This window comes from Paenibacillus sp. FSL R5-0519, assembly GCF_037974275.1.
In the GTDB taxonomy this organism is placed as follows: Bacteria; Bacillota; Bacilli; order Paenibacillales; family Paenibacillaceae; genus Paenibacillus.
The window spans coordinates 1198497-1225455 of sequence record NZ_CP150234.1; the positions used below are offsets into that span (position 1 = coordinate 1198497).

General features: G+C 46.8%; 21 protein-coding genes. 18 read left to right on the forward strand and 3 right to left on the reverse strand.

Annotation, left to right across the window (positions count from 1 at the left end; all coding sequences use genetic code 11):
- Positions 1-222: 222 nt before the first annotated feature.
- From MKY73_RS05280 to MKY73_RS05305, 6 genes are all read left to right on the forward strand, one after another.
- Positions 223-462, forward strand: a complete 240-nt coding sequence (locus MKY73_RS05280; RefSeq protein WP_036617497.1) for a post-transcriptional regulator — start codon at positions 223-225, stop codon at positions 460-462.
- Between the two features lie 91 nt (positions 463-553).
- Positions 554-1804: a protein translocase subunit SecD gene (gene secD, locus MKY73_RS05285; RefSeq protein ID WP_091020478.1), complete on the forward strand. Its 1251-nt coding sequence runs from the start codon at positions 554-556 to the stop codon at positions 1802-1804.
- On the forward strand, positions 1794-2705 hold the full coding sequence (secF, locus tag MKY73_RS05290; RefSeq protein ID WP_339306031.1) for a protein translocase subunit SecF: 912 nt from the start codon (positions 1794-1796) through the stop codon (positions 2703-2705). The genes secD and secF overlap by 11 nt, the downstream gene beginning before the upstream one ends.
- 73 nt (positions 2706-2778) lie before the next feature.
- Positions 2779-3738 carry a cation diffusion facilitator family transporter gene (locus MKY73_RS05295; protein WP_339306033.1) on the forward strand — a complete coding sequence of 320 codons (960 nt, stop codon included), beginning with the start codon at positions 2779-2781 and terminating at the stop codon, positions 3736-3738.
- 40 nt (positions 3739-3778) lie between these two features.
- Entirely contained in the window at positions 3779-6187 is a 2409-nt protein-coding gene (gene recJ / locus MKY73_RS05300) for a single-stranded-DNA-specific exonuclease RecJ (RefSeq protein ID WP_339306034.1), read from the forward strand.
- Between the two features lie 37 nt (positions 6188-6224).
- Positions 6225-6740 (forward strand): adenine phosphoribosyltransferase, encoded by a 516-nt coding sequence (locus tag MKY73_RS05305; protein ID WP_124115601.1) that lies wholly within the window; start codon positions 6225-6227, stop codon positions 6738-6740.
- 161 nt (positions 6741-6901) lie between these two features.
- Here the strand turns inward: MKY73_RS05305 and uraA are convergent, their stop codons facing one another.
- Positions 6902-8218, reverse strand: a complete 1317-nt coding sequence (gene uraA, locus MKY73_RS05310; protein WP_339257005.1) for a uracil permease — start codon at positions 8216-8218, stop codon at positions 6902-6904.
- A 373-nt stretch (positions 8219-8591) separates the two neighbouring features.
- Between uraA and MKY73_RS05315 the strand changes: the two genes are divergently transcribed.
- From MKY73_RS05315 to MKY73_RS05370, 12 genes are all read left to right on the forward strand, one after another.
- Positions 8592-10769 (forward strand): bifunctional (p)ppGpp synthetase/guanosine-3',5'-bis(diphosphate) 3'-pyrophosphohydrolase, encoded by a 2178-nt coding sequence (locus tag MKY73_RS05315; protein WP_339237014.1) that lies wholly within the window; start codon positions 8592-8594, stop codon positions 10767-10769.
- 12 nt (positions 10770-10781) lie between these two features.
- The gene (gene dtd, locus MKY73_RS05320; RefSeq protein ID WP_339306035.1) at positions 10782-11243 is read left to right on the forward strand and encodes a D-aminoacyl-tRNA deacylase; all 462 of its coding nucleotides are present in this window, start codon (positions 10782-10784) and stop codon (positions 11241-11243) included.
- A gap of 76 nt (positions 11244-11319) precedes the next feature.
- On the forward strand, positions 11320-11487 hold the full coding sequence (locus tag MKY73_RS05325; protein WP_253440218.1) for a hypothetical protein: 168 nt from the start codon (positions 11320-11322) through the stop codon (positions 11485-11487).
- Between the two features lie 264 nt (positions 11488-11751).
- On the forward strand, positions 11752-12258 hold the full coding sequence (locus MKY73_RS05330; protein WP_091020462.1) for a type 1 glutamine amidotransferase domain-containing protein: 507 nt from the start codon (positions 11752-11754) through the stop codon (positions 12256-12258).
- 105 nt (positions 12259-12363) lie between these two features.
- Entirely contained in the window at positions 12364-12810 is a 447-nt protein-coding gene (locus MKY73_RS05335; protein WP_339306037.1) for a hypothetical protein, read from the forward strand.
- A 668-nt stretch (positions 12811-13478) separates the two neighbouring features.
- Complete coding sequence (locus tag MKY73_RS05340; protein WP_339306039.1) at positions 13479-14747, forward strand: SEC-C metal-binding domain-containing protein; 1269 nt, start codon at positions 13479-13481, stop codon at positions 14745-14747.
- Between the two features lie 602 nt (positions 14748-15349).
- Positions 15350-16603 carry a histidine--tRNA ligase gene (hisS, locus tag MKY73_RS05345; RefSeq protein WP_339306040.1) on the forward strand — a complete coding sequence of 418 codons (1254 nt, stop codon included), beginning with the start codon at positions 15350-15352 and terminating at the stop codon, positions 16601-16603.
- 212 nt (positions 16604-16815) lie between these two features.
- Complete coding sequence (gene aspS / locus MKY73_RS05350; RefSeq protein ID WP_091027644.1) at positions 16816-18594, forward strand: aspartate--tRNA ligase; 1779 nt, start codon at positions 16816-16818, stop codon at positions 18592-18594.
- Positions 18595-18612: 18 nt separating this feature from the next.
- On the forward strand, positions 18613-19371 hold the full coding sequence (locus MKY73_RS05355; protein WP_091020457.1) for a tRNA threonylcarbamoyladenosine dehydratase: 759 nt from the start codon (positions 18613-18615) through the stop codon (positions 19369-19371).
- A gap of 244 nt (positions 19372-19615) precedes the next feature.
- On the forward strand, positions 19616-20914 hold the full coding sequence (locus MKY73_RS05360; protein WP_339306042.1) for an NCS2 family permease: 1299 nt from the start codon (positions 19616-19618) through the stop codon (positions 20912-20914).
- Positions 20915-20998: 84 nt separating this feature from the next.
- On the forward strand, positions 20999-22777 hold the full coding sequence (locus MKY73_RS05365) for an ABC transporter ATP-binding protein (protein WP_339306044.1): 1779 nt from the start codon (positions 20999-21001) through the stop codon (positions 22775-22777).
- A gap of 199 nt (positions 22778-22976) precedes the next feature.
- Positions 22977-25157, forward strand: a complete 2181-nt coding sequence (locus tag MKY73_RS05370) for a UvrD-helicase domain-containing protein (RefSeq protein ID WP_339306046.1) — start codon at positions 22977-22979, stop codon at positions 25155-25157.
- A 125-nt stretch (positions 25158-25282) separates the two neighbouring features.
- On the opposite strand, the gene MKY73_RS05375 is transcribed toward MKY73_RS05370, so the two are convergent.
- Together MKY73_RS05375 and MKY73_RS05380 are read right to left on the reverse strand one after the other, a co-directional pair.
- A complete protein-coding gene (locus MKY73_RS05375) occupies positions 25283-26185 on the reverse strand; it encodes an EamA family transporter (protein ID WP_339306048.1) in 903 nt (300 codons plus the stop codon).
- Complete coding sequence (locus MKY73_RS05380) at positions 26182-26925, reverse strand: SDR family NAD(P)-dependent oxidoreductase (protein WP_339306050.1); 744 nt, start codon at positions 26923-26925, stop codon at positions 26182-26184. Before MKY73_RS05380 ends, MKY73_RS05375 begins: the two co-directional genes overlap by 4 nt.
- Positions 26926-26959 lie beyond the last annotated feature (34 nt).

Sequence of the window (26959 nt, forward strand, 5' to 3'; positions counted from 1 at the left end):
CCCCTCTTTCCCGGTTGAAAGTACAGGTTATCATCATAAACGGGACAAAGCCGTTGTTCTTCATCCTATGCCAGTCCTTCATCTTCTCATGACAACTTGGACACGATTAACAAAAAGAACCATAACCAGCAAGAAGGAATATGATCAGGCGAAGTCGAATGATGTAATATTGATGCCGCATAAAGGCTTGGATGTACGAAGGGAGGCTCCCCGTTGGAAGAAATGAATGATGTGGAGTTGGAACAGTCAATAGAGATGCTCTGCCGAAGCAAGGCGGAGGAATTAAGGCTTGTCGGTTACGAATATGTCACCAGCAAAGATGTCTGGAATTGCGTCAGTCATAAATATGAAAAACAGGGCATTCCACCGCTTCACCAGCTGGTGAACGACATTTTGTCACTGAAAGCAACAAGCTTTATGAACTTTATGACCGTGTCTGCATACCGGGGGTCCTCTTTCTAGACGAAAGGGATCTTTTTTGTTGAAAATTGACTGCTTTTTACGGCATCGCTATAATAGGAATATTGAGAACGAAAGGGGATCTAGGAACGGCATGAAAAGAATTATCAGTTTCATTCTGGTCGTGCTTGTCACCACAGGGGTAATGGTGGGAACAAGCCCGGAACTGCTCAAAAATATACGCTTGGGCCTTGATTTAAAGGGAGGCTACGAGATCTTATATGAAGCAGAGCCGCTCGAAGCAGGACAACAAGTCACCAAAGCATCTTTGGTGCAAACGGCCAAAAGTCTTGAAAGCCGCGCCAATGCGCTCGGAACAAGCGAACCGGAGGTAACCACTGAAGGAAGCAACCGGATTCGATTGAAGTTGGCAGGGGTTACGGATGAGGCTGAAGTTAGAGCCAAAATGAAAGAACCGGCTGTTCTGACCTTCCGTAGTAAAGCTGAGAATGACAAGGAAGGCGAGTACACCAAAATTGAACTTCGCGGAAATGAATTTGTTGAGAATGCAGCCAAAGTTGTATTCACTCAATTGAATGAGCCGATGATTGACATTCAAGTGAAAGACAAAGCCAAATTTTCAGAGATTACCAAACGCTTGATCGGACAACCTCTCGCTATTTATTTGGACGATGAGTTGCTCTCTGCTCCAACCGTTAGACAACAGTTGACAGATGGTTCCGCTCAGATCTCGGGTGCCTATACTCGTGATGAAGCAAATCAGCTTCGTGACACCATTAACCTGGGTGCATTGCCACTGAAACTTACAGAGAAGTATTCACAAAGTGTTGGTGCAACACTCGGTAAGCTTTCTCTGGATCAGACGATTAAAGCGGGATTGATTGGTTCCGTTATTATTCTAGTGTTCATGATCGGGCTTTATCGTATTCCTGGCATTATCGCGAGTTTTGCCTTGATTACACATACGTGGCTGGTACTTGCAATCTTCTATTTAGGAGAATTCGTGCTCACCCTTCCAGGTATTGCGGCGTTTATCCTGGGTATAGGAATGGCAGTGGATGCCAATATCATCACGTACGAACGGATTAAAGAAGAAATGCGCAGTGGTAAGTCGATCTTGTCTTCGGTTAAAGCGGGCGGTAAACATTCCTTCCGAACAATCATCGACTCCAATGTCACAACCATTATTGCGGCCGCTGTTATGTTCTTCTTGGGTACAGGTGCGGTTAAAGGGTTTGCCCTCGTGCTGATTTTTGATATTGTGACCAGTATTATCACGAATATTTTCTTCTCCCGCTTCCTGCTGACCCTGCTCGTACGGGCTAACGTGTTGAAGAAGCCTAAGTACTTCGGAGTGAAGGAGAGTGAAATTCGTGCGCTTTAATTGGAATTTCGATTATATTAAAGGGAGTAAAATTGCCTATACATTCTCGATTATTTTGACTGTAATAGGGATTATCAGTTTGCTCTCACTTGGATTAAACTACGCCGTTGACTTCCGTTCAGGATCAAATGTGGATATTACCGTATCCAAAGCCATTACAGCGGAGCAAATTAATCCAATCGTGAATGAACTGGGTGTTGACACAAAGGAAGTCCAGATTACAACAGGATCTGATCGGGTTAATATTCGTTTCTCGAACGTACTGGATGAAAACCAAGAAAGCAAATTCAAGCAAGAATTTAGCAAACTGGATGAGACTGCTTCTTATGAAGTGAATACCGTTGATCCAGAGATGGCCAAAGAGCTTGAGCGTAATGCAATCTATGCGGTGCTGATTGCCAGTATCGGAATCATGATCTATGTTGCGATTCGATTCGAATGGCGATTCGCTTTGGCAGCAGTTGTTTCCATATTCCATGATGCCTTCGTAGTTATAAGTGTATTTTCTATATTCCGTCTTGAAGTGAATCTGACCTTTATTACGGCAGTGCTAACCATTGTCGGATTCTCTATCAACGATACCATCGTTATCTTTGACCGGATTAGGGAAAATCTGCGTTTTGCCAAAAAATCAACAAAAGCTGATCTGCGTGAAGTGGTAAACCGGAGTTTATCTCAAACGATGACGCGCTCGCTAAACACAACATTTACTGTATTTATAGCTTCACTCTGTTTGTTTATTTTTGGTGGAGAGTCTATTCGCATGTTCTCTCTGGCGATGGTGATCGGGACATTCTTTGGTGCCTATTCTTCGATCTTTATTGCAGCTCCATTATGGTTTACGCTTAAAGGTAAACAACAAACGAGCAAGCCAAAAACAGTGGCTAAAGAATCTAACTAAACATCTTATTGTGAAGCCGCGTCTGCCAGGCGCGGTTTTGCAACTTTATGTACAGAAATAAGGGGGAATATTCATGACCAGAGAACATATCCCATCTGCTCAGGCTGCCACATGGAGTGGTATTGCTGGTAATATGGGACTTGCGGTAATCAAAGCGGGAGTCGGTTATATGGCAAACAGCAAATCATTGCTCGCTGACGGCTTGTATTCTGCTTCTGAAGCTGGTTCTGCCCTGGCAGGTCTCTTTCCCTCCAAGTCTGTACGTGATAAGGGTAAGGCTCGCAGGGAGCGGTTTAAAGAACACTCACGTGTTGCCAGACCGGGAATCTCCGTATTGTTATCTGTGCTGATCCTCATGGGTGGATTACAGCTTGCCATCTCCGCATTGGGTAGTCTCTCCGGAAGTGAACCGGAAGCACCCGGCAAGTCGGTACTTTTGGTGGCTGTTGCAGCTCTGGCTGTAAAAGAAGCGATTTTTCAATTTCAGTACAGATATTTTCGCAAACGAAACCAGTCTCAGGCTTTATCCTATGCACAGCAACATCGTCGTGCGCTCTATTGTTCTCTCACCGTGTTGATCGGCATTATAGGATCGATGGCTGGTGAAGAAACGGGTTTGAGCATGCTGCTCTACCTGGACCCTACAGCTGCCTTGATTGCTTCTTGTTTTGTACTTCATAAGGGTTACCGAATGATCGTGGACACAGTATATGGTTCACTTGTTCAGGAACTGGAGCAGGAGGATGCGTCCGATTTCAAAGAGACTGTACAGCGCGTATACGGCATTATTACCATTGAGCACTTGGTTGCTCGGGAACAGGAACATGACGTTACGATTGAGTTAGTCGTTAGTGTGAATCCGAGAATCTCCATACTGGAAGCACAGGAAATTGCAAATCGGGCCAAGACACTATTGCTTACCCGGTTCAGTCATGTGAAAGAGGTACAGATTCAAGCGGTGCCTTATGATCCAGGCTATCCCTATAAATCCAATCATGAACTGCCCGATCACGAAGCGACATTAATTCAGTAGTGAAGCGCGGGTCCAGTAGATCAGGAAAGGAGCGTTATCTTTGCTTTATTCGCAATACCGGTGGAATACACCGAATATCGATTTGGAGGCGGCTGCGGGACTCTCGCAGGCGCTTTCCGTTTCCCCACTTGTTGGACGTTTGCTTGTGAGTCGAGGCGTGCACAATGAGAAGGAGGCCGAACGTTTTCTGCATCCTGATCTGAATCAAATGCATGATCCCTATCTGCTACTCGGCATGAATGAAGCTGTGCCTCGCATCAAATTGGCTTTGGAGCGCGAAGAACATATTTTGATCTATGGTGATTATGACGCCGATGGCGTATCCAGCACATCGCTCATGATCCATTTGATGCGTCATCTTGGTGCCTCGTACGATATCTATATCCCTCATCGCTCAAATGAAGGATATGGATTGCACAACCATGCATTGGATTGGGCCCATCAACAAGGTGTTTCGTTGATTATTACCGTGGATACCGGAATCAGCGCTGTTGAACAGATTGCCTATGCGGCAACACTGGGTATCGAAGTCATTGTGACAGACCATCACGAGCCGCCTGAAATTTTGCCAGAAGCCTTTACCCTTATTAATCCCAAACTCCCGGGATGTCCGTATCCCTTTAAAGGTTTGGCCGGAGCGGGAGTAGCCCTGAAACTTGCTCAGGCACTGATCGGGGAAGTGCCCGGTGAATGGATGGAGATTGCTGCCATCGGTACCGTGGCCGATCTGATGCCTTTGGAAGGGGAGAACCGGGTTATCGTCAGTTATGGAATAGAGTCGATGCGTGGTTCACGTCTTCCAGGTGTGGGGGCATTACTGGAAATCAGTGGAGTGGATCAAAGTCAGGTGACTTCAATTAATATTGCCTTTGCCATGGCGCCTCGTATTAATGCCAGTGGACGTTTGGATCATGCCGGGAGAGCGGTATCACTTCTCACCACGGAGAACCTGGATGAAGCTCATACGCTCGCGGGTCAACTTGATCTACTGAACAGAGAGCGGCAGCAAGTCGTAGAGGGCATACTACAAGAAGCAACTGCGCAGCTGGAACAAAAGATACAGCTACGTTCAGGAGCTGTTCCGGATGTTATCGTATTGGCTGGTGAAGGCTGGAATGTTGGAGTGGTGGGTATTGTGGCTTCCAAGTTGTTGGAGCGTTATTACCGACCTACTCTTATTCTTGGAATTGATCCAGAGAGCGGTGTGTGTAAGGGCTCTGCGCGCTCCATTGAGGGCTTGGATATCTATGAGGCGCTCACAGTTAATAAACACAGTCTGGACCATTACGGGGGCCATCCTGCTGCAGCAGGTATGACCTTGCATCGGGATCAGCTGAAAGAACTTGAGGATGGCTTGAATGAGTTTGCTGCATCTGTATTGACTGAAGAGGACTTTGTACCTCAGCGTCTTGCAGATGATGAATGCAGAATCAGTGATGTTCCGCTGAAAGTGATCCAGGAGATCGACAGATTGCAGCCTTTCGGGATGAGCAATCCTTCGCCAAGATTCGTACTGAGAAGCGTGACTGTGAAGGAAACCAGAACGATGGGACGAGAGAAACGCCATTTGAAACTGGTTCTGGAACAGGATGGTCAGCAACTGGAAACTGTCGCTTTTGGCAAGGGGGCATTAGCGGAGTTCCTTCTCCCAGGTTCCGTTATTGATGTAATGGGAGAACTGTCCATTAATGAATGGAATGGGATGAGAAAACCGCAACTGATGCTTCAGGACATTCATGTTCCTCAGGTTCAAGTGTTTGATATGCGTGGTAATGCCGAGCCATTGAATGCGATGAAGCAATTTTTGAGCTCACTTGAGGTGCATCTGCGATACAAATCAGGTTCTGTTGGTGCTATTGTTCGGAAAGAAACAGACGTTTCCGAGGGAAATTCATTGTATGAACCTTGCCTTTGGGTATATGATAGAAAGGTCGGGTTATTTCCGTGTAATGCTGCTGCACAGCATTATGGACAGGAAGAAGTCCGGACGTTATTTGTGTTTGATACGCCGGAAACCCCGGAACAACTTGATGCCATGCTGGCTTTGTTCAGTGGAGCTGAGAATATCATCCTTCTGCACGGATCAGGCAACCGCCGAGATCGCCTTCAGATGCCTTCCAGAGATCTCTTTAAGCGTATTTATATGCAGGTGTTGAAATGGAAAGCTGAACCCGTGGAGGAACAAGAGATTACTCCTGTGCTCAGTCGTCAGTGTGGTTGTTCGCCGCGCATGATTACGATGATGTTGGATGTATTCGAAGAGCTTTCCTTCATTACCCGTGATAACGGCAAAATTGCGTTTGTGGATAACCCGCCTAAGCGTGAACTAACCGCTTCTCGTCACTATCAGGCGCTCGAAAACATGGCCGAGATAGAACAGGTGATGCTGGATGCAGCCACACCGCAACTGACACAATGGATGATATCCCGGATGAAGGGCGTATCTTAGATGGAAGTTTGTGTATTTATTTTAGGAGGAGATTATTTTGGATTTTAAAGATTATATTCGTGTCATTCCTGACTTTCCACAACCGGGAATCAGCTTTAAGGACATTACGACATTGTTGAAAGATGGAGAAATGTACCGCAATGCGATCAATGAATTGAAAGTGATGGTTTCTGATCTCAAAATTGACGTCATTGCTGGACCTGAAGCACGTGGTTTCGTTGTGGGCGCCCCTCTGGCGTACGCTCTTGGTGTCGGTTTTGCTCCGATTCGCAAAAGTGGAAAACTGCCTGGAGAGACGATTGAAGTCGGTTATGATCTCGAGTATGGCAAGGATACACTCGCTATGCACACAGATGCGATTGAGAAAGGTCAAAATGTCCTGATCGCAGATGATCTGCTCGCAACGGGGGGAACAATTGCAACTTCCATCAACTTGATTGAACAATTGGGTGGGAACGTTGTCGGTGCTGCATTCCTGATCGAGCTGACTGATTTGAATGGTCGTGCTAAATTGCCTGAAAAAATCGATGTATTCACATTGATGAACTACTAAGTTTAAATCTCCACTTGGAGTGTTGTGATTAAAACCTGAATTGCTTTTCCCTTTTCCCGGGAAATAATATACAGCATTAATGATTATAAAAAAGCCTGTTCTATCCAACCATTGAGGTTGGATAGAACAGGCTTTTTTGATTTATATACGATACGGTGAAATTAATCAGGCGTTTTTTCAGTGATAGGCTGTTTCTGCGAATCGTCATTCAACCAACCCATTACTTCAAACAGTTTGAACAACAAGCTCATCAGGATTCCGACGATGGTTGCCAGTGCCATCCCTTTCAGATGAACGCCGTAGAAGACAACCTCAGTACCACTCAGTCCAATGACCAGTACAAGTGTGGTAAGAAGCAGATTGGTTGGCTTGGCAAAGTCGACTTTCTGTTCAACCAAAATACGCAGACCCGATGCTGCAATAACCCCGAAGAGAAGCAGGGATACTCCACCCATTACAGGTACAGGAATGTTGGCTACAAGCGCCGAGAATGTTCCTGAGAAGGAGAGCACGATGGCAATAACCGCTGCCCCACCAATGACATATGTGGAGTAGACACGAGTCAGTGCCATAACACCGATGTTCTCACCATAGGTTGTATTGGGAGTAGATCCTACAAACCCGGAAAGAATGGTGGAGACCCCGTTACCAAGCAGGGAACGATGAAGGCCCGGGTCTTTCGAAAGATCCTTGCCCACAATGCTGCTTGTTACAAGCAAATGTCCGATATGCTCTACGATAACGACAAGCGCTACAGGTAAAATGGTGAAAATAACGGACCAGTCAAATGTAGGTGTGGTTACGGTTGGCAGTGAGATGAAATCTGCGTTTCCGATAGCTTGTTTATCAACCAGACCCATAGAGTAACCAAGAATATAACCAACTACAATACCGATTAGAATATGAATGATTTTGGGGAATCCACGGAATGTTACGGCACCAATGACCGTGATGCCAAGCGTAGCCAAGGATAAAATAATGGGTTTGGCTTGAGGCACCCAATTGGGGTTAGCCACGGGATCAGAATTAATCAATCCAGCCATACCAGCTGCAACAGGTACAAGCTCAAGACCGATCAGGGCAACGATGGCACCCATAACCGCTGGTGGGAATACAACATTGATCCATCCGGTACCCGCAAATTTAATAATGAGGGCCACGAGACAGAAAACAAGTCCTGTTATGATAAAAGCTCCAAGTGCCATGGAGTAGCCGTTCTCTGGATGTTGTTTTAATACCATTGTGACCGGTGCGATAAAGGCAAAACTGGAACCAAGATATGCGGGTATCTTTCCTTTACACATCAGTATGTACAACAGTGTTCCAATTCCGTTCATCAGCAGGATCATACTTGGATCGACACCGAACAGGTTTGGTACAAGCACCGTACTGCCAAACATGGCGAACAAATGCTGAAGGCTAAGCAGTGAACCTGAGCCAAGTGGCATCTTTTGATTAACCTGAATTTCGCGTTGCAATGAATTTCATCTCCTTTTCCGAAACACAAACTTTCAATAGATTACAGAGTTTCTCTTAATTAAGCAATAACATTTTTGACGCAGCAGAGCGATGGAATTTATATTTTCATGAATTTTCCTTCTATTTCAGCAAATAACGGCAATAATACATAAGAAATAAGAAATGCATTCAATCCCTTGTGAGTCATAGGGAAACGGGTTAAAAGTAATACAGAGCACCAATATAAAAAATGGATAAGCGCTCTTATTCGTCAGCAGTTGACGGGAAACGGGCGAAGCGTCATAATTATAGGAAATTACTTTTACGGGGAACCTGTGTTGCAGCAATGTCACGGGTTCCATTTGGTATAGAAAGGACACGGAACAGATCAGAATGGGCATAGAGCAATTACTCGAGAAGGCCGGGGCATATATCAAAGAACCCGATCTGGTGCGCATACGAGAAGCTTACGAATTTGCTGATCAGGCCCACCATGGACAGACGCGAAAATCGGGAGAACCGTATATTCTGCATCCGCTTGCGGTTGCCGACATTGTTGTGAACATGCAGATGGACACCATCTCCATAATAGCAGCGCTTCTTCATGATGTAGTAGAGGATACTACGGTCTCACTTGAAGAGATCCGCAATCATTTCGGCAATACGTGTGCCATGCTTGTTGACGGCTTGACGAAGCTGGAACGTATTAAGTTCCGCTCCAAGGAAGAACAGCAGAACGAGAACTACCGCAAAATGTTCATCGCCATGGCGCAGGACATCCGTGTCATCGTGATTAAATTGGCTGACCGTCTGCATAATATGCGGACACTCAAGTTTCAATCGGAAGAAAGCCAGCGCCGGATTTCATATGAGACGCTGGAAATTTTCTGTCCGATTGCGAACCGTCTGGGTATCTCTGCGATCAAATGGGAAATGGAGGACATCGCCCTCCGTTATTTGAATCCGCAGCAATATTACCGTATTGCAAACCTGATGCACAAAAAGCGTGCCGAACGTGAGCAATATATTGATACGGTTATGGACGGAATTACGAACAAGCTCGATGAGATGGGCATTCAGGCAGACCTTTCTGGCCGTCCGAAGCATATCTACAGTGTGTTTAAGAAAATGACGACCAAAAACAAGCAGTTTAATGAAATTTATGATCTGCTTGCCATTCGTATTATTGTGGATAATATCAAGGATTGTTATGCTACCTTGGGAATTATACACACGTTATGGAAACCGATGCCTGGACGCTTTAAAGACTACATTGCAATGCCGAAGGCGAATATGTATCAATCGCTGCATACAACCGTAGTCGGTCCCAATGGCGAACCAACCGAGGTACAGATTCGGACATGGGATATGCACCGGACTGCTGAATTTGGTATCGCTGCTCATTGGGCATATAAGGAAGGCGCAGCGGCAGGTCCGCAATTCGAAGATAAAATTACGTTCTTCCGCGAAATTCTTGAACTTCAAAATGAAGCTCAGGACGCGTCAGAATTCGTAGAATCGCTCAAAATGGATTTCTTCTCGGATCTGGTATTTGTATTTACGCCAAAAGGAGAAGTCATTGAATTGCCAATCGGGTCTGTTCCTTTGGATTTTGCTTATCGAATCCATACGGAGGTTGGTAATCGGACCATCGGTGCCAAAGTGAACGGTCGAATTGTTCCGCTGGACTATCATCTGAAGACAGGTGATATCATCGAAATTTTGACGTCCAAACATTCTTACGGACCTAGTCAGGACTGGCTGAAAATTGCGAAATCTTCTCATGCACGAGCGAAGATCAAACAATGGTTCAAGAAGGAACGCCGTGAAGAAAACGTTGAAAAAGGTCGAGAGAGCTGTGAGCGTGAACTGAAACGCATGGGGCTTGATCCTTCTGCATGGATGACGGATGACAAGTTGATGGAAGCTGCCAAAAAATATGCGTTTAATGATATTGAGGACATGCTTGCAGCTGTTGGCTTCGGTGGAATTACTGCTGCACAGATCGTAACGAAAGCAACTGAAAAACTCCGTAAAGAGCAGGAAGAGTCCAGTTTGCTGGAATTGAATTCCGAGATGCGCGAGCTGAAACCTGCACCTGAACGGAGAAATCGACCAACCAATGGCATTCGTGTCAAGGGCATCGATAATCTGCTTGTTCGATTTGCACGATGCTGTAATCCTGTGCCTGGGGATGACATTATCGGATACGTTACACGCGGACGCGGTGTTTCCGTGCACCGTAGTGACTGTCCGAATATTCCGACAAGTGCAGACGGAGAAGAAGCAGCACGTGTGATTGAGGTTGAGTGGGAAGAGAATATCGAAGCGAGTTACAGTGTGGATATTGAGATTACAGGCCATGATCGGAATGGCTTGCTTAACGAGGTACTTCAGGCTGTATCTGAAAGTAAAACCAATATTTCTGCCGTTACCGGACGGACAGATAAAAATAAATTAGCATTGGTGCACGTCACCATTCTGATTCGTAATACGGATCATCTGCAATCCGTTGTAGATCGGATCAAACGGGTGAAAGATGTCTATTCGGTGCATCGGATTATGCAGTAAGGAGCCTGTAAGATGAGGGTGCTTGTTCAACGCTGTAAAGAGGCTCAGGTGACTGTGGGAGACGAACTGACGGGTAAGATCGAATCCGGATTAATGTTGCTCGTAGGTATTACCCATGAGGACACGGAGAAGGATGCTCAGTATCTGGCTGACAAAATTAGCGGGTTACGGATATTTGAGGATGATCAGGAGAAGATGAACCTCAGCCTAATTGATGTAGGCGGTGCTGTACTATCCGTTTCCCAGTTCACCCTGTACGGGGATTGTCGCAAAGGGAAGCGTCCTAGCTTTGCAGCTGCGGCCCGACCTGAAGCGGCAGAACGTTTGTATGAGACATTTAATCAACTCTTGCGGGATAAAGGGATTCAGGTTGAATCCGGCCGTTTCGGAGCGATGATGGATGTAACATTTACCAACTGGGGACCCGTGACTTTGATGCTCGAAAGTCCGGTTCGTCAGGAACCACGCGCATAATTTCTTAGGATTCAGGCCATAATGAAGGATAATTCGTTGATGACTATTTCATGATCAAAGGAGTATCCAGCCAATTATGCGCCAATCTGCGAAAGAAACACGTATCCGTACAGAACCTTTGTTACTCCCTGGCAACCTGTATGAATCATTGCATCTTGCCCGTGCGGCGGCTGAGTGTGTTGCAACGATCTGGGCACTTGAGGATTCCGACAAAGGGAAACAGAGTCATCTTCCGCGATCTTAATTTTCCACACATGTATAAACATCTGAAATTTGGATTATACAGCTTCTGAAAAAGACCTGATTCCTCACCGAATTAGGTCTTTTTGTCATGAGTTGATTTTTATAAAATACTCGTTAGTCGATTTTCCTACAAAATGAAATTACGTCGGATTGTTATAAATTGCTCTGGTGAGGGTAATAACAAAACGAGGCACAACGAAGTGCCAATGTACTGCAAGGCCCGATTCATAAAGAAAGTTCGAACACGGAAAGGAGAACATACATTATGAGTAAAGTTGCTTTTTTATTGGCGAATGACTTTGAAGATTCGGAGATGCAGGTGCCGTATGACGAAGTAAAAAAAGCTGGACACGAAGTGGAGATTATCGGTTTAAAAGCCGGTGAGACCCTTAAAGGTAAAGGAGGAAAAGCCTCCTATACGACAGATAAGGCGATCGCTGACGCATCCGCTTCAGAGTATGATGCAGTCGTGATTCCTGGTGGATCATCCCCTGAGAATTTGCGAAGTGATGCGCACATCTTGAAGTTTGTCACCGAGATCAACAGTGCGAAGAAACCAATCGCAGCGATCTGCCATGGTCCGCAGATTTTGGCTAGCGCCGGTCTGTTGAAAGGCCGTACCATTACATCCTATCCACCACTCAAGGATGACATGGTAAACGCAGGAGCAGAGTTCAAGGATCATGAGGCTGTTGTGGATGGAAACTATATTACATCCCGAACGCCTGAAGATGAGCCAGCATTTGTGCGTGAACTGCTAAAAGTGATTTAACTTTACCAGTTTTAACTGACATACATTGAAGTATTGTAACTACGTTACATCGTGACTTATACAAACTTCACGTTTGCATTTCATTCCGAAAAAGGAGGGTTTGACATGACAAAACATATTCAGGCGTATTTTCGAACCGAAGACGAGGCGGAGGGAGCAAGAACTTCACTTCAGACGTTCCGTACAGAGCATTTGGAAGTAGGTCAACTCGATAGTGCGATAGGTAGAGACACGCGTGTTATGGTACCATTGGTACCATATAATACTGCGGGTGGTGTAGGCACTAACGGAGCAATGGGTGTTGGTGCCGCTCCCGGTGTTCCGGCCAGCGAAAATGTGATCCCTGTGATATCCAATGTGGATCGTGATGCAGAACGGGACTCTCGTGACAGAGTGAATGAGGATGGAGACATGCTGGATGCTGCGGACGTGTCTTCGGCCGATTATGATGATCTGCACTATGTTCTGTCTGCCAAAGTAAGGGATGAGGATTATGACGAGATTGTTCATAAGCTTCGTTCCAACCATGCCTATGTGGAAGAACTGAATTAACGTGTAGATCCCTTTTGCCCTTGCACTGCTTGACTACAAAGTCGAGTAATGTGCAAGGGCTTTTAATTATGTCTATATATTTTTAAAAAATAAAGCGCTATCATTTTTGTAATATTACTGTAATATTAGTTACATAAGCCTTTAACATAGTGGGCTTATAATAACACACATGACCCCCTTTTTTTATATATCTTTTGAGCCTGCACACCGTGTGCAGGCTATTTTTTTGGAATGAAAATGTATATGTTTTGTGTAAAGCTTACCCCTTTATATAATTTTTGCTAGAATAGAGGAATGGATTCGAATATATTAAAGCCAGTTGTTTCATAGTTTAGCTTCATCGGATGGTATATCAAGCATCAAGCAAGCATTTAGCATTTGGGCTCAGGCGAATGCAATTCAACGACAGTGTGTATGAGGAACACATCGCCAGAGAGAACCGCCTTATTGCACATGAACAGTATAAAAGGAGTTTCGGGTTGTCTCTAATCCTTCTAATACTCGCAGAAACGCCCCCCGTCCTTATACAAGGGCGGGGTAGCCGTTCTGCTTGCTCGCTGGAAACTGCAAATCATATAGAATGCCTCGTACGAGAAACGGCACCTAAATGTTAATGCAACTGTGTTCTCATACAACTGGCTAGTGACAGATTTAAGGGGGAATTAGTTTTGAGTAAGGTTGGAAGAAATGAGTTATGCCCATGCGGAAGTGGGAAAAAATATAAGAAGTGCTGTTTGAATAAGGAATCCTCACCCGCAGAATCTATACTGCGCCTGATATCAACGGAGCAGCCTGTCCAAGAAGCTACAGTTCAGCCTGAGAGCAAGCTGACTCCAACCAAACTGAAAAGGATGGTAGCGCAAGAGCTGAAATGGGAACATCCTTCTCACGAACAGCTGGCCCTGGAGCTGATTGAGAACATGCGGAAACAATACGAGGGTGAGCTGATTTTGGAAGCTCTGATGTTATGGAACGGTTATTCCCGCCAGACGCGCCCCACTGTGAAGAAGACAGGCTCCTTCTGTGCTGCAATTGAATATTTGCTGTCTGAGGAATACGGCTTCAATGTCTCAAAACCTGATATGGCCACTAAATATGAGGTAACGACAGGTACGATCTCCCGGAAGGTCAATGAGATGTTCAGTTACATTGAAGAATACGGAATGGGCGGCGAAACGGACGAGCTGATGGTGCTGAACGGTCCAGGTACACCAAAGGACAAAGCGGAGGCTCTGCTACATAAGGCGAGGGGATCCAGTTCTGCCAAACGCAGAATACAACTGGCGAAAACGGTGCTGGAATTATATCCTGACAGCTCGGATGCATATCTTATACTGGCTGAGGAATCGGACAACGAGTCAGATGCACGGGCTTACCTCAAGGCCGGAATTGCTGCTGGAGAACGCGAACTGGGTGAGCTGTTTTTTGAGAAGAACAAAGGGCACTTCTGGGGGCTTCAAGAGACTCGTCCATATATCCGGGTATGCAAAAGCTACGCGGAATCTTGCTGGTTTGGTGGGGATACCCAAGAAGCGGCACAAACCCTGGAGCGGTTGCTGGAACTTAATACGGAAGACAATACCGGAGCACGTTATCTGCTCGCTGCTGTGTATTTGTACAGCAACCAATTGAAGCAGGCAGAACAATTGATGGCAAGGTATGGAAAAGGTGGCGCCTCAACGGCCTTTGCCTATGACCAGATCATTCTGGAGTATAAGAAAAATGGAATCACCTCCCAGCTCAAAAAGCCGTACCGTGTGGCTCGGGGGATGAACAAACATGTGCCGGATTATCTGCTGGGTTTGAAACGCCTGCCGCATAACCTCCCTGATTTTGTCGGAATGGGCGATTCCAATGAAGCGATTGAATATGTCATTATGCACTCCCGTCTATGGGCGAGCATGCCTGATCTGCTGAAGTGGATGCTGAAACAATAGAGTTATGTAGGGATTGGAGTTGGAATTCGTTTGATGAGTCCAGCTTCTATCCGTCATAATTGGAGTGTACTCTCTATCCAGTACGGCATGTGCGTAGAATTTTTTTAATGCTATCTTTTCATGTTAACCCTTGACTTTAGCACTGCGGTTCATTACAATCAGAAAATAATACGTTGACTATAGTCAATAGAAGTCGATTTTTGAACTATATTACTGATTTGATGACGGGACCAAGTACTCCGTGCCCACATGACCAGAGAGGAATCCCCAGGCTGTAAGGATTCTCTTGATGAGCGGACGAATGACTTCCCCGAGAACAGACGGCGAACATGGCAGACATGATCTGTTGACCAGTAGCCGGCCTGCGCAGGACGTGCGTTACACGTAGAGCGGAATATCTGCTTGATCAGGGTGCAATAGGCAATCCTGAATCATCAGAGATCACCTGAACGGCTAAAGTGTCAGGTTTCCGAAATGTGGGTGGTACCACGGGTGAATGTATATTACACAATCTCTCGTCCCTTTGTTTGCTGTATATACAGCGACAGGGCGAGGGATTTTTTTGTTATACAGAGAAAAAAATCAATGCTGGAGGGATCAAGATGGCTTTTCAAAAACCGACGGGGACGCAGGACTTACTTCCTGGAGTTGTCGAGAAATGGCAGTACGTAGAAGAAAAAGCACGAGATCTGTGTCGACGGTTTAATTACCGCGAGATTCGTACACCGATCTTCGAACAGACTTCTTTATTTGTACGTGGTGTAGGAGAGACTACCGATATCGTTGAGAAAGAAATGTATACCTTTGATGACAAAGGCAATCGCAGCATGACTCTTCGTCCAGAGGGAACAGCCGGTGTTGTCCGTGCGTATGTAGAGAATAAAATCTACGGCGAACCGGATGTGAGCAAGTTGTATTACATCGGTCCGATGTTCCGGTATGAGCGTCCGCAGGCAGGTCGTCAGCGTCAGTTCCACCAGTTTGGTGTAGAAGCCATCGGTGCACTGGACCCGGCGATTGATGCCGAAGTCATCGCACTGGGCTACCAGTTGTGTGTAGAGCTCGGCTTGAAGGATGTTAAAGTGGAGATCAACTCCGTTGGCAACTCGACTAGCCGTGCAGAATACCGCGAGACATTACTTGGGTTCCTCAGACCGATGAAAGACAGCCTGTGCAAGGACTGCCAGTCTCGCATGGAGCGCAATCCGCTGCGTGTACTCGACTGCAAAGTCGATCAGGACAAATTCGTAGGGGCGCCTTCCATACTGGATAGCCTGGATGAAGAGTCTTTGAATCACTTTGCCAAGCTGCAGGCATACCTGGATGATTTCGGAGTAGATTATGCTGTGAACAATCGTCTGGTACGGGGCTTGGATTATTACACGCTGACTGCGTTTGAATTAAAAGCCCAAGGGATTGGAGCAATTGATACGGTTGGTGGCGGTGGCCGGTACAATGGTCTCGTTGGAGATATCGGCGGACCTGATCAGCCGGGCATCGGCTTCGGTATTGGTCTGGAGCGTATTCAACTGATCCTGGAGCACCAAAATATTGAGGTGACTACGCTCACTCCACTGGATGTGTACTTTGTTGCTCTGGGAGAGGCCGCTGATCGTGAAGTGAACCGACTGTTGTTCAAAATTCGTCAGTCTGGACTGTCTGGGGAACGTGATTATCTGGGCCGCAAGATGAAAGCACAGATGAAATCGGCTGACCGTTTCAAATCCCGCTATACGGCCATCCTTGGTGATGACGAGTTGGAGCGTGGTGAGATCGCCCTCAAGTCGATGGATACGGGAGAGCAACAAACCGTGAAGCTTGATGATCTGGTAGCAGCCATTCGCGAAAGTAAATAAGCACGAACTGTAACATAGAAATTAAAACTTTCGATTAACACATTGATCCGGCAAAATTACTGAGGTTCATCGACGTTTCCAACGAATTGGGAGTTGGTGAGCCAGAGGTAACAAGCCTTTTCGAATACATGGTCTACACGTAACCGGACTGTTGAAGAGCAGGTAATAACTGCCCATACAGAACGGAAATTCACATAATGAGGAGTTTGGTTATGAAAAGAAGTCATCATTGCGGCGCATTAACACCCGCACACATCGGTGAGACAGTAACATTGAACGGTTGGGTTCAAACCCGCCGTGACTTGGGGGGCGTACTCTTCATCGATCTGCGTGACCGCAGCGGGATTGTACAAGTTGTCTTTAACCCGGCTTATTCCGGCGAAGCTCTGCAAATCGCAGATCGTGTGCGTAGCGAGTATGTTATCGCTGTAACGGGTAAAGTCGTTAAACGTGATGCAGAAACAGTGAACAAAAACTTGCCTACCGGCGAAATTGAAGTTCAAATTACAGAAATCGAAGTGCTGAATGCAGCCAAAACACCTCCATTCTTCATTGAAGATGGTGTAGAAGTGGATGAATCCCTTCGTTTGAAATATCGTTACCTGGACCTGCGCCGTCCGGAAATGTTCGAAACACTTAAACTGCGTTCTAAAGCATCCAAAGTGTTCCGTGACTATCTGGATGGAGAAGAGTTCGTTGAAGTGGAAACACCAATCCTGACGAAGAGCTCCCCGGAAGGTGCGCGTGATTATCTCGTACCGAGCCGTGTGCATGAAGGTGAATTCTTCGCTTTGCCACAATCCCCACAAATCTACAAACAATTGCTGATGGTGGGTGGACTTGAGCGTTATTATCAGATCGCTCGCTGTTTCCGGGATGAGGATCTGCGTGCAGACCGTCAACCCGAATTCACGCAAGTCGACATCGAGACTTCCTTCCTGCAACAGGATGACCTGCTGCCAATGATGGAAGAACTGATGGCCAAATTGTTGCGTGAAACCAAAGGCATTGAGCTGGAACTGCCTTTCCAACGGATTACGTATGCAGATGCAATGGGTAAATACGGTTCAGACAAACCAGATCTGCGTTTCGGTATGGAACTGGTTGAAATGAACGATATCGTAGCAAACAGTGGTGTGAAAGTATTTGCTTCCGTCATCGAAAAAGGTGGAGAAGTGAAAGTGCTCAACGCTAAAGGCTGTGGCACATGGAGTCGTAAAGAGATCGATGATCTTGGACCATTTGCTGCACGTTACGGTGCGAAAGGTCTGGCTTGGATTCAAGTAAAAGACGGCGAGTTCAAAGGGCCAATCGTGAAGTTCTTCACACCTGAAGAAATCGAAGCTGTCAAAGAACGTACAGGTGCTGAGGATGGCGACTTGTTGCTCTTCTCCGCAGACACGAAAAAAGTGGTTGCTGACGTACTGGGCGCATTGCGTCTGAAAATCGGCCGTCAACTCGGCCTGATCGATGACAGCAAATTCAAATTTGCTTGGGTTGTGGACTTCCCACTCCTTGGATATGATGAAGATGCCAAACGTTATGTGGCAGAACACCATCCGTTCACACGTCCAAAAGACGAAGATGTACATCTGTTCGACACAGATCCGGGTGCTATTCGTGCTCAAGCCTATGACCTTGTTCTCAATGGTTATGAAGTAGGTGGCGGTTCGATGCGTATCTACAAACGTGACGTTCAGGAGAAAATGTTTGCTGCCCTTGGACTCTCTCCAGAAGTAGCGAATGAGAAATTCGGCTACCTGCTCGAAGCATTCGAATATGGAACTCCACCGCATGGTGGTATTGCCTTTGGTCTGGACCGCCTCGTGATGTTGCTGGCGGGCCGCACGAATCTGCGTGAAACGATTGCCTTCCCGAAAACGGCAAGTGCAACGGATCTGTTGATGAATGCACCTTCTGAAGTGGATGACTCGCAATTGGAACAACTTCATATCCGCGTAGCCCGTAAACCGGTAGCGGAAAAGAAATAAAGGAGGCATCGATTCTCAATGCTCCATCAATTTTCAAGAACAGAACTTGCGATCGGACCTGAAGGTCTGGACGCATTGAAGAATAGTACAGTCGCTGTGCTCGGTATTGGCGGCGTAGGTGGAATTGCTGTAGAAGCTCTTGCCCGTAGCGGCGTTGGGCGCATCATCCTGATTGATAAAGACGTAGTGGATATCACCAACATCAACCGCCAGATCCATGCGCTGACCACGACAGTGGGACAGAAAAAAGCGGACCTGATGGTGGAACGTGTGAAACTGATCAATCCGGAATGTGATGCCATTGCATTGAATATGTTTTACACGGAAGAAACGTATGAGGAATTGTTCAAATATGAACTGGATTATGTGCTGGATGCATCCGACACGATTATCTACAAAATCCATCTCATTAAAGAGTGCCTCAAACGTAAAATTCCAATGATTTCGAGTATGGGTGCGGCAAATAAAATGGACCCAACGAAATTCCAGGTTGCGGATATTTCGAAAACGACCATGGACCCGATTGCCCGTGTTGTGCGTACCACACTTCGTAAAGACGGTATCAAAAAAGGTGTGAAAGTGGTCTTCTCGACTGAAAAGCCGATGAAACCACGCGAAGACGTCACACAAAAAATCGTTCCCGAGAATGCTCCGGAAATTCGCAAGGCCAAACAGCCACCTGCGAGTAACTCATTCGTGCCTCCGGTAGCCGGACTGATTATGGTCAGTGTTGCGATTAAGGATTTGTTGGAAATTGCAGAGAACAAGCAGCAGTAACTTGCTGCCGACGGAAGAAGCGTGGATGCCGATAAGGCGTCTGCGCTTTTTTTGTATGATTATACCCGGAAGATGAAGCGGATGAGACATCAAACGTCTATGATAGACGAACCGCATTCCTGAAGAAATGTCAGAGTTACGTCATGTACTTCAACGTCAAAACCGTGTATGATATTCACTGCTGCGCGAAATGATGATACATACATAAAAGAATTTGCGGCTATAGAGAGGGGAATAGAACGAAATGAAACACGGATGGATGGCCAGACGTCTTGGCATGGAGCCAGGAGACCAGTGGAAGAAGGAAGTTGTGGCGGGAGCCATTTCCTATTTTGCCGTGGTCTATATCGTTATGGTCAATGCTACAATTCTTTCCGATGCTGGAATGCCCTTGCAGGCAGCTATGGTTGGAACCTTGCTGACATCCATTGCAGGCTGTTTGCTCATGGCATTTGGCGGGAAATCACCAATTATTGTTGTACCCGGAATGGGGATTAATGCATTTTTCACGTATACACTCGTACATTCCATGAAATTAAGCTGGCAAGAAGCGCTGGCCGTGGTAACCGTTACAGGTATACTGTTTGCTATTGTTGCGTTTACTTCTCTATATAAAATGATCAGCGAAGCAATTCCAAAAAATTTGCAGCATGGCATTACGGTGGGGATTGGTTTGTTCCTCACATTTATTGGTTTGCAAAAAAGTGGAATCGTGATCGCGCATCAGACCACATTTGTCGCGATTGGGCACTTTAATGATCCGAATGTCATTACGGCCTGCGTTACGCTAGTACTGGCCTTGATTTTATTTATACGTAATGTACAGGGTGGACTTCTGATTAGTATTCTGATCGGGACAGGCCTTGCCTACGTACTTGGAGCAGTGAACCCGGGTGAGTCCGTATCAGCGATGGATGCGCTGCGTCAATACGGTGGCTTGTTTGGCGAATTGTCTCTAATGAAGCTGGCTGATGTCGCGTTCTGGATTGCGGTATTTTTGTTACTGCTAATTGTGGTGTTCGAAAATATCGGATTAATTACCGCTCAGACACAGATGATTGGTCGTCCAGAGCGCTTCAAAGGCAGTCTGCGTGCTCTGTCCATTAGTACTGTGTTGGCAGGCGTATTCGGAAGCAGTCCTCCAGTCGCCGCAGCAGAGACTACAGCCGGGATCGCCGCAGGTGGACGCACGGGGTTAACCCCGCTCGTTACAGCCGTGTTATTCGGTGCTACTTTTTTCTTCATCCCGCTACTCGGTTACATTCCAGACAGTGCGATTGCACCCATTTTGATCATTATTGGTGGCCTGATGGTGCAAGGTGTAAAAGATATGGATTTTGGTGACTTTACAGAGGCGTTTCCGGCATTTCTGATCATGGTCATGATTCCATTTACATATAGCATTGTGGATGGTATGGCTTTTGGATTTATTGCCTATCCATTAGCAAAGCTGGCAGCAGGTCAAGGTAAACAGGTGCCTGTGGTCATGTATGGCATTTCCATCCTCTTTTTAGCCAATTTCGTGTTACATGGGATATTGTAAAGCTGTGTTAACCAACAAAAGGCAACGTCATGTAAGTTCATACGTATGATCTCTGGTGAGCAGATGGGAACGGGAGGAACGGGAATGGAAGAACAGCAGCAAGCAGAGCAGAAGGAACCGAAGGTAGGAAAAAAAGGATTTAAGGATTTCGTCAAGCTTATCGCTTCCACAAATCCGCCAAAACTGATCCTGATTCTGGCCCTCATTCTGACCTTGATTCAGACGACGGCCGGACTGATTGTGCCACTGATGACCAAGGGTCTGATTGATGGACTAACCACTTCGGCACTGAACAAATCGGTTATTTTATTGTTGCTCGGTGCATTTGTGATTCAGGCGATCGCCTCGGGTATCAGCATTTATATGTTAAATTACGCAGGACAACGTGTGGTCGCCACGCTTCGAACGAAGCTGTGGAACAAGGTATTGTCGCTGAGAATGCCATATTTCGATCGCAATCGGACAGGCGATACGATGAGCCGGATTACGAATGATACAAGCCAGATCATGACATTAATCGCAGATTATCTGGTCTCCTTTGTGTCGAACATCGTTGCCGTTGTAGGTGGGGTGGCGTTACTTTTTTATTTGGATTGGGTGATGTCACTCATTATTCTGAGCCTGGTGCCACTTACACTGTTGATCCTGTTGCCAGTGGGGAGGAAGATGTACAAAATCTCTAAGAAGCAGCAGGATGAGATGGCAGGTCTTACGTCCGTACTTAGCCAGGTTATTGGTGAGATCCGATTGGTCAAAGCCTACGGGACGGAGAAACAGGAATCAGAAGCCGGGGATTCCCGGATTCGTAAAATGTTTGCTTTTGGCTTGCAGGAAGCACGCATCCTTGCGCTGATCGGTCCTTTATTTACATTTGTCATGACGGCAGTATTGGTCGTTATTCTTGGTGTAGGGGGAATGCGTGTAGCGTCTGGTATGCTGTCACCAGGTGAACTGGTCGCCTTTATATTGCTGTTGTTCCAGGTCATTATGCCAATGGGGCAGTTCACAACACTATACTCCCGTTTGCAAAAAGTTGTAGGTGCGACAGAGCGCATACAAGCTATTCTTGCTGATGAGGAAGAGCCGCATCACAGCACCAAGGTAGCTCCAAAAGGAAATGAGACGATTGCGTTCCAGGATGTACACTTTTCCTATGTCACAGGTGAAGAAGTGTTGCACGGAATTAATCTGACGGTACCTACACGTAAAGTGACCGCGATTGTTGGTCCAAGCGGTAGCGGTAAATCAACACTGTTCTCTTTGATGGAGCAGTTTTATATGCCCGATTCAGGCCATATTTCGTATGGGGGACAAGCGATAACGGACTATTCTTTGTCATCCTGGCGCAGCAAGATCGGGTATGTATCTCAGGAAAGTCCCCTTATGGCGGGTACCATCAAAGACAATATCACGTACGGATTAGACCGTGAGGTCACGATGGATGAGATCCGTCGAGCTGCCGAGATGGCTTATTCTGCCGACTTTATCGACAAGTTGCCACAGGGATATGAGACGGAAGTGGGCGAGAGAGGAATTAAGTTATCCGGGGGCCAACGTCAGCGGATTGCTATTGCTCGTGCCTTACTGCGCAGTCCGGATATTCTCATGTTGGATGAAGCGACATCCAGTCTGGACAGTACATCAGAATACGAAGTACAGCAGGCATTGTCCAATTTGATGGAAGGCAGAACCACGATCGTAATCGCACACCGGTTGTCCACCGTGGTGGACTCCGATCAGATTGTTGTATTAGAGCATGGACATGTGACTGGAACAGGAACACATGCGGAATTGATTGGCAGTCATTCGGTGTATCGTGAATTAGCACAGAAACAGTTTGTGGCACAGGAAGGTCAAGATTGAATCAGAACTAGATCGATTATAGTTTTACTTAAGACCGTTGTTCATTCGTTCAGTACGAGCGTGAGCAACGGTTTTCTTGTATGAGTTCATTCAGGTTGCTGTAGCTTTTTTCGCATCAATATGATATAGTGGGTATCCTTTTGCGTCGTCAGTGATTGGTGATGCAGAGCAAAACATATTCTTAGGAGGTAACTGAAACATGTCAGACAGCTTTCAAAGTGCCTATCAAGAAGAAGAGTACAGGTTAGAGCGAACGATGGAGGAAGTGGACAGTCAGTTAGAACGACTGCAAAATATTCCGGTGTATACCGGCCACGACTTCACAGAACAAGTGCTGGAAGCTGGACGCGAAGAGCGCCGCACCGCCTTGTCCAAGAGCGCGCAGCAACCCTATTTCGGACGCTTGGATTTCGAAGAACAGGGCAGTGGTGCACGGAAACCGCTGTATATTGGCAAAGTCGGCGTAGACCGCGAAGAGGTGGGAGAGCATCCGCTCGTCATCGACTGGCGTGCTCCTGTCGCCAGCCTGTTTTACTCATTTACAGGAGGCGAAGCCTCCGCAACGTATGAAGCCCCGGAAGGGCTAATTGAAGGTCTGGTGTACCTGAAACGAAACGTTGTCATTCGACAGCGGATATTGGAACGTGTGGCGGATACATATAACCGTGACAGCGACCAGCCAGCGGTATCGGATGAATTCCTCGTTTATCGACTGGGAGAGAACAAGGATAACAAGCTCCGTGATATCGTATCTACGATTCAGGCGGAGCAGGATCTGATCATTCGTGCGGCGAGAAACACCGCATTGATCATTCAGGGTGTGGCTGGATCCGGGAAAACAACGGTTGCCCTGCATCGGCTGGCCTTTTTGCTGTATCAGTACAAGGAGCAGGTATCTGCGGAGAAAATGGTTATTTTTGCACCCAACCACATGTTCCTGGATTACATCTCGGATGTGCTCCCGGAACTCGGAGTAGGGGACATCCAGCAGCGGACATTCCCGGATTGGGCGATGAACCTGCTGGGGCTGGAGATGCCTTTGGCGAATACGTCAGATACGCTCAACACCTGGTTCGAAACACCAGATGCACGGCCTGAATTGAATGATGATGTACCTGGACGGTACAAAGGGTCGATCCGTTTCATGGAACTTATTCGAGAGTGGCTGTCGGGGATGGAAGCGGACTCCGTACCGGATATGGATTTCAGTCCATGGGATGGTAAGGTGCTTAGCAAGACGGAGATTGAGAACTGGTTCGGTGAGGAATACAAACATTATCCGCTGGCCAAACGCAAAGAACGGGTCATGGCGCGGGTTCACCGCTGGATTGAGATGGAACTTAAGAAACCAATGCCAGAAGCTGTGCGTAAAGAGCGCAAGAAAAAAGCATCTACTCGTGAGAAAGCTTATGCCAAGAAGTGGCCTCAATACGAGCCGCTTACGTTATACAAACAGCTGTTCAAAGCTGCAAAGGGTGGCACAGTGCCAGCCTCGCTCAGCGGGCTTATTCCAAAATTGGTCATGAAACAAACGGCAGCAGATCTGAAGCAGGATATCGTCCGTGAAGAGGATCTGCCTGCATTGGTATACATTCATACATTGGTTCATGATATTGAGGGTTCGGAGCGGTTCGATCATGTCGTGATTGATGAAGCGCAGGACTTTTCCCCTTTTCATGTGGCGTTATTGGATCAGTTCGTCAAAGGGCATTCCTTCACCATACTGGGTGACTTGTCCCAAGGGATTCATGAGTACCGTGGTGTTCATGCGTGGGATGAGATGAGTTCTTTGTTTCCTGAGGAGCAGAATGCATACTTTGCATTGACCCGAAGTTATCGTTCAACGATGGAAATTATCGACTATGCCAATACGATTCTGGAACGTGGTGTCAAGAGCGGGATTACGGCGATCCCTGTTTTCCGTAGTGGTGATCCAGTTCGGACATTGGCTTATGGAGGCGAAGGGCGGACGGCAAGTCTGGAGCAGGCTTTGAAGGTGTTAACTGTCAAAGACTACCGAACGGTCTCCATCCTGACCCGTACCCTTCATGAAGCAGAGGAACTTCATCGTGAACTGCAGGCCGCAGGCTGGGACCTGAACCTGATCGACGGTGGCAAAAAGCAGTACACGGGCGGACACTCCGTTTTACCTGTTTATCTGTCCAAAGGGTTGGAGTTTGATGCCGTTATCGTGGCAGACGTAGATCAGAAGCATTATCTGCCGAATGCCGGTGATGCAAAGCTGCTGTACGTGGGGTGTACACGGGCCTTGCACGAATTGTGGCTCTTCCATGATGGTGATTTGCCAGAATACGCGGCCGCAACACATAATCCCGATGGCGAGCCGGTAACTATTCAGGGTTGGCCAGAACTTGGGTGAATAAAGTCTGTTAAACATTAAAAGGCATGACGTTCATGGGGAAATGTCCCATAAGCGCATGCCTTTTCTGTATTTGTGCAAGAATGCTTAAACTTCCGAGAAAGAACGACAGTGGAAGTTCAGGGTTATGTTACTCTATTTCTTATTCTGGATGAGCGACGGTTCACCAGGAATATGCCAACACCAATGAGTAAACCACCTGCCAATGCAAACCACTGGACATGTTCTCCCAGCAAGATCCAACTCGACAATACACCAAAGAATGGTGCCAGGAACAGATAGGAACTGGTTTGAGCCGGATCACTATGTTGCAGCAAATAAAACCAAAGCGAGAATTGCATGATGGAGCAAACAAGCGTTAACCAAAGCAGTACGATAACCGAGGTGGTATTCACTATAAAGTGAGGATGTTCAGTCCATACGCTCAGTAGAAGAAGCGCAGCACCTCCCGCGAGCATCTGATAGGCTGTTAAGACAAAAGTATCGTAGTCATCGCCCCAGCGTTTGATAAGAATTGTGGACACGGCAAAGGAGATCGCACCACCGAATCCAATCCAGGTGCCAGGACTAAAACTCATCTGCCATCCAAAGGTAAACATAATCCCCATGAAACCGAGCATAACACCGATCCACTGACTGAAGCGGTAGGTCAGTCTATATAAGAGAGCACTGAGGATAATGACCAGCAACGGATTGGTAAATGTAATAATGGCTGATTCGCCAGAGGTAATCCAGTTCATGCTGTAGTAGGCGCAGCCCATCACTCCTGCGGATTGGAACAGGCCAATAAGGATTATTTTCAACCAAGACTGCCACTGGGTAGGTAATGGGCGTTTATGTAGATACCAGGCCATCAAGCTGCCTGCCAGTACATAACGTAGACCCATGAGCAGGAAAGGTGGAGCATATAACATACCGATCTTGCCAACTGGAAACGAAGTACCCATGATTAGCGTTGTCAAAATGATCAAAATTGTATACTTCAAGGGTTGGGTGGTGCGGATACCTTTTTCATGGCTGGAGTTCATAACGTCTGTCCACTATCTACAGTAATGAGCTGCCCGGTCATGGATTGCTGTTCAAGCGCAGCACAGATCATGTGTGCGATATCCTCAGGTGAGGCAATATGCTGCAATAACACTTCTCCACCGAGACGATGCATTCGCTCCTCGTTTCCGGCCCACCATCTTGTAGCAACTGCGCCAGGGACGATAGCATTCACCCGAATGTGTGGTGCGAGTGCATGCGCAAGGGATAAGGTCAGGCCGTGAACTGCCGCTTTGGAGACGGCGTAAGGGAGGGATGAGCCAGAACCCGTACTGCCTGCAATGCTGCCCAGATTCACGATGGAACCCCCACCAGTCTGTCTCATGCCTTCCGTCACTGCACGCACGCAATGAAACATGCCTTTCACATTGACATCAATCAGCTCATTCCAGACGTCATCTGTAACAGACTCCAGATCGTGCAGAGGGATATGATGGGTGATTCCGGCGTTATTTACAAGTGCAGTAATCGGGCCATAGGTTTCAGTTATCGTGGTGACCATGCGCCGGACATCAAGATCATTGGCAACATTAGCTTGAACGGCAAATGCATGGCCTCCCGTATCCAAAATGTGTTGAACAGTCTCGCTTGCTGCATCTTTGGAGCGCGAATAGTTGACTGCGACCAACGCTCCACGCTCTGCCAGCATTAAACTTACAGCACGGCCTATGCCTGTTCCGCCACCTGTGATCAAAGCAACTCTATTTTTCCAGTATGTCATGCTGAACACTCCTTATCATCCAGTCAGAGGACTG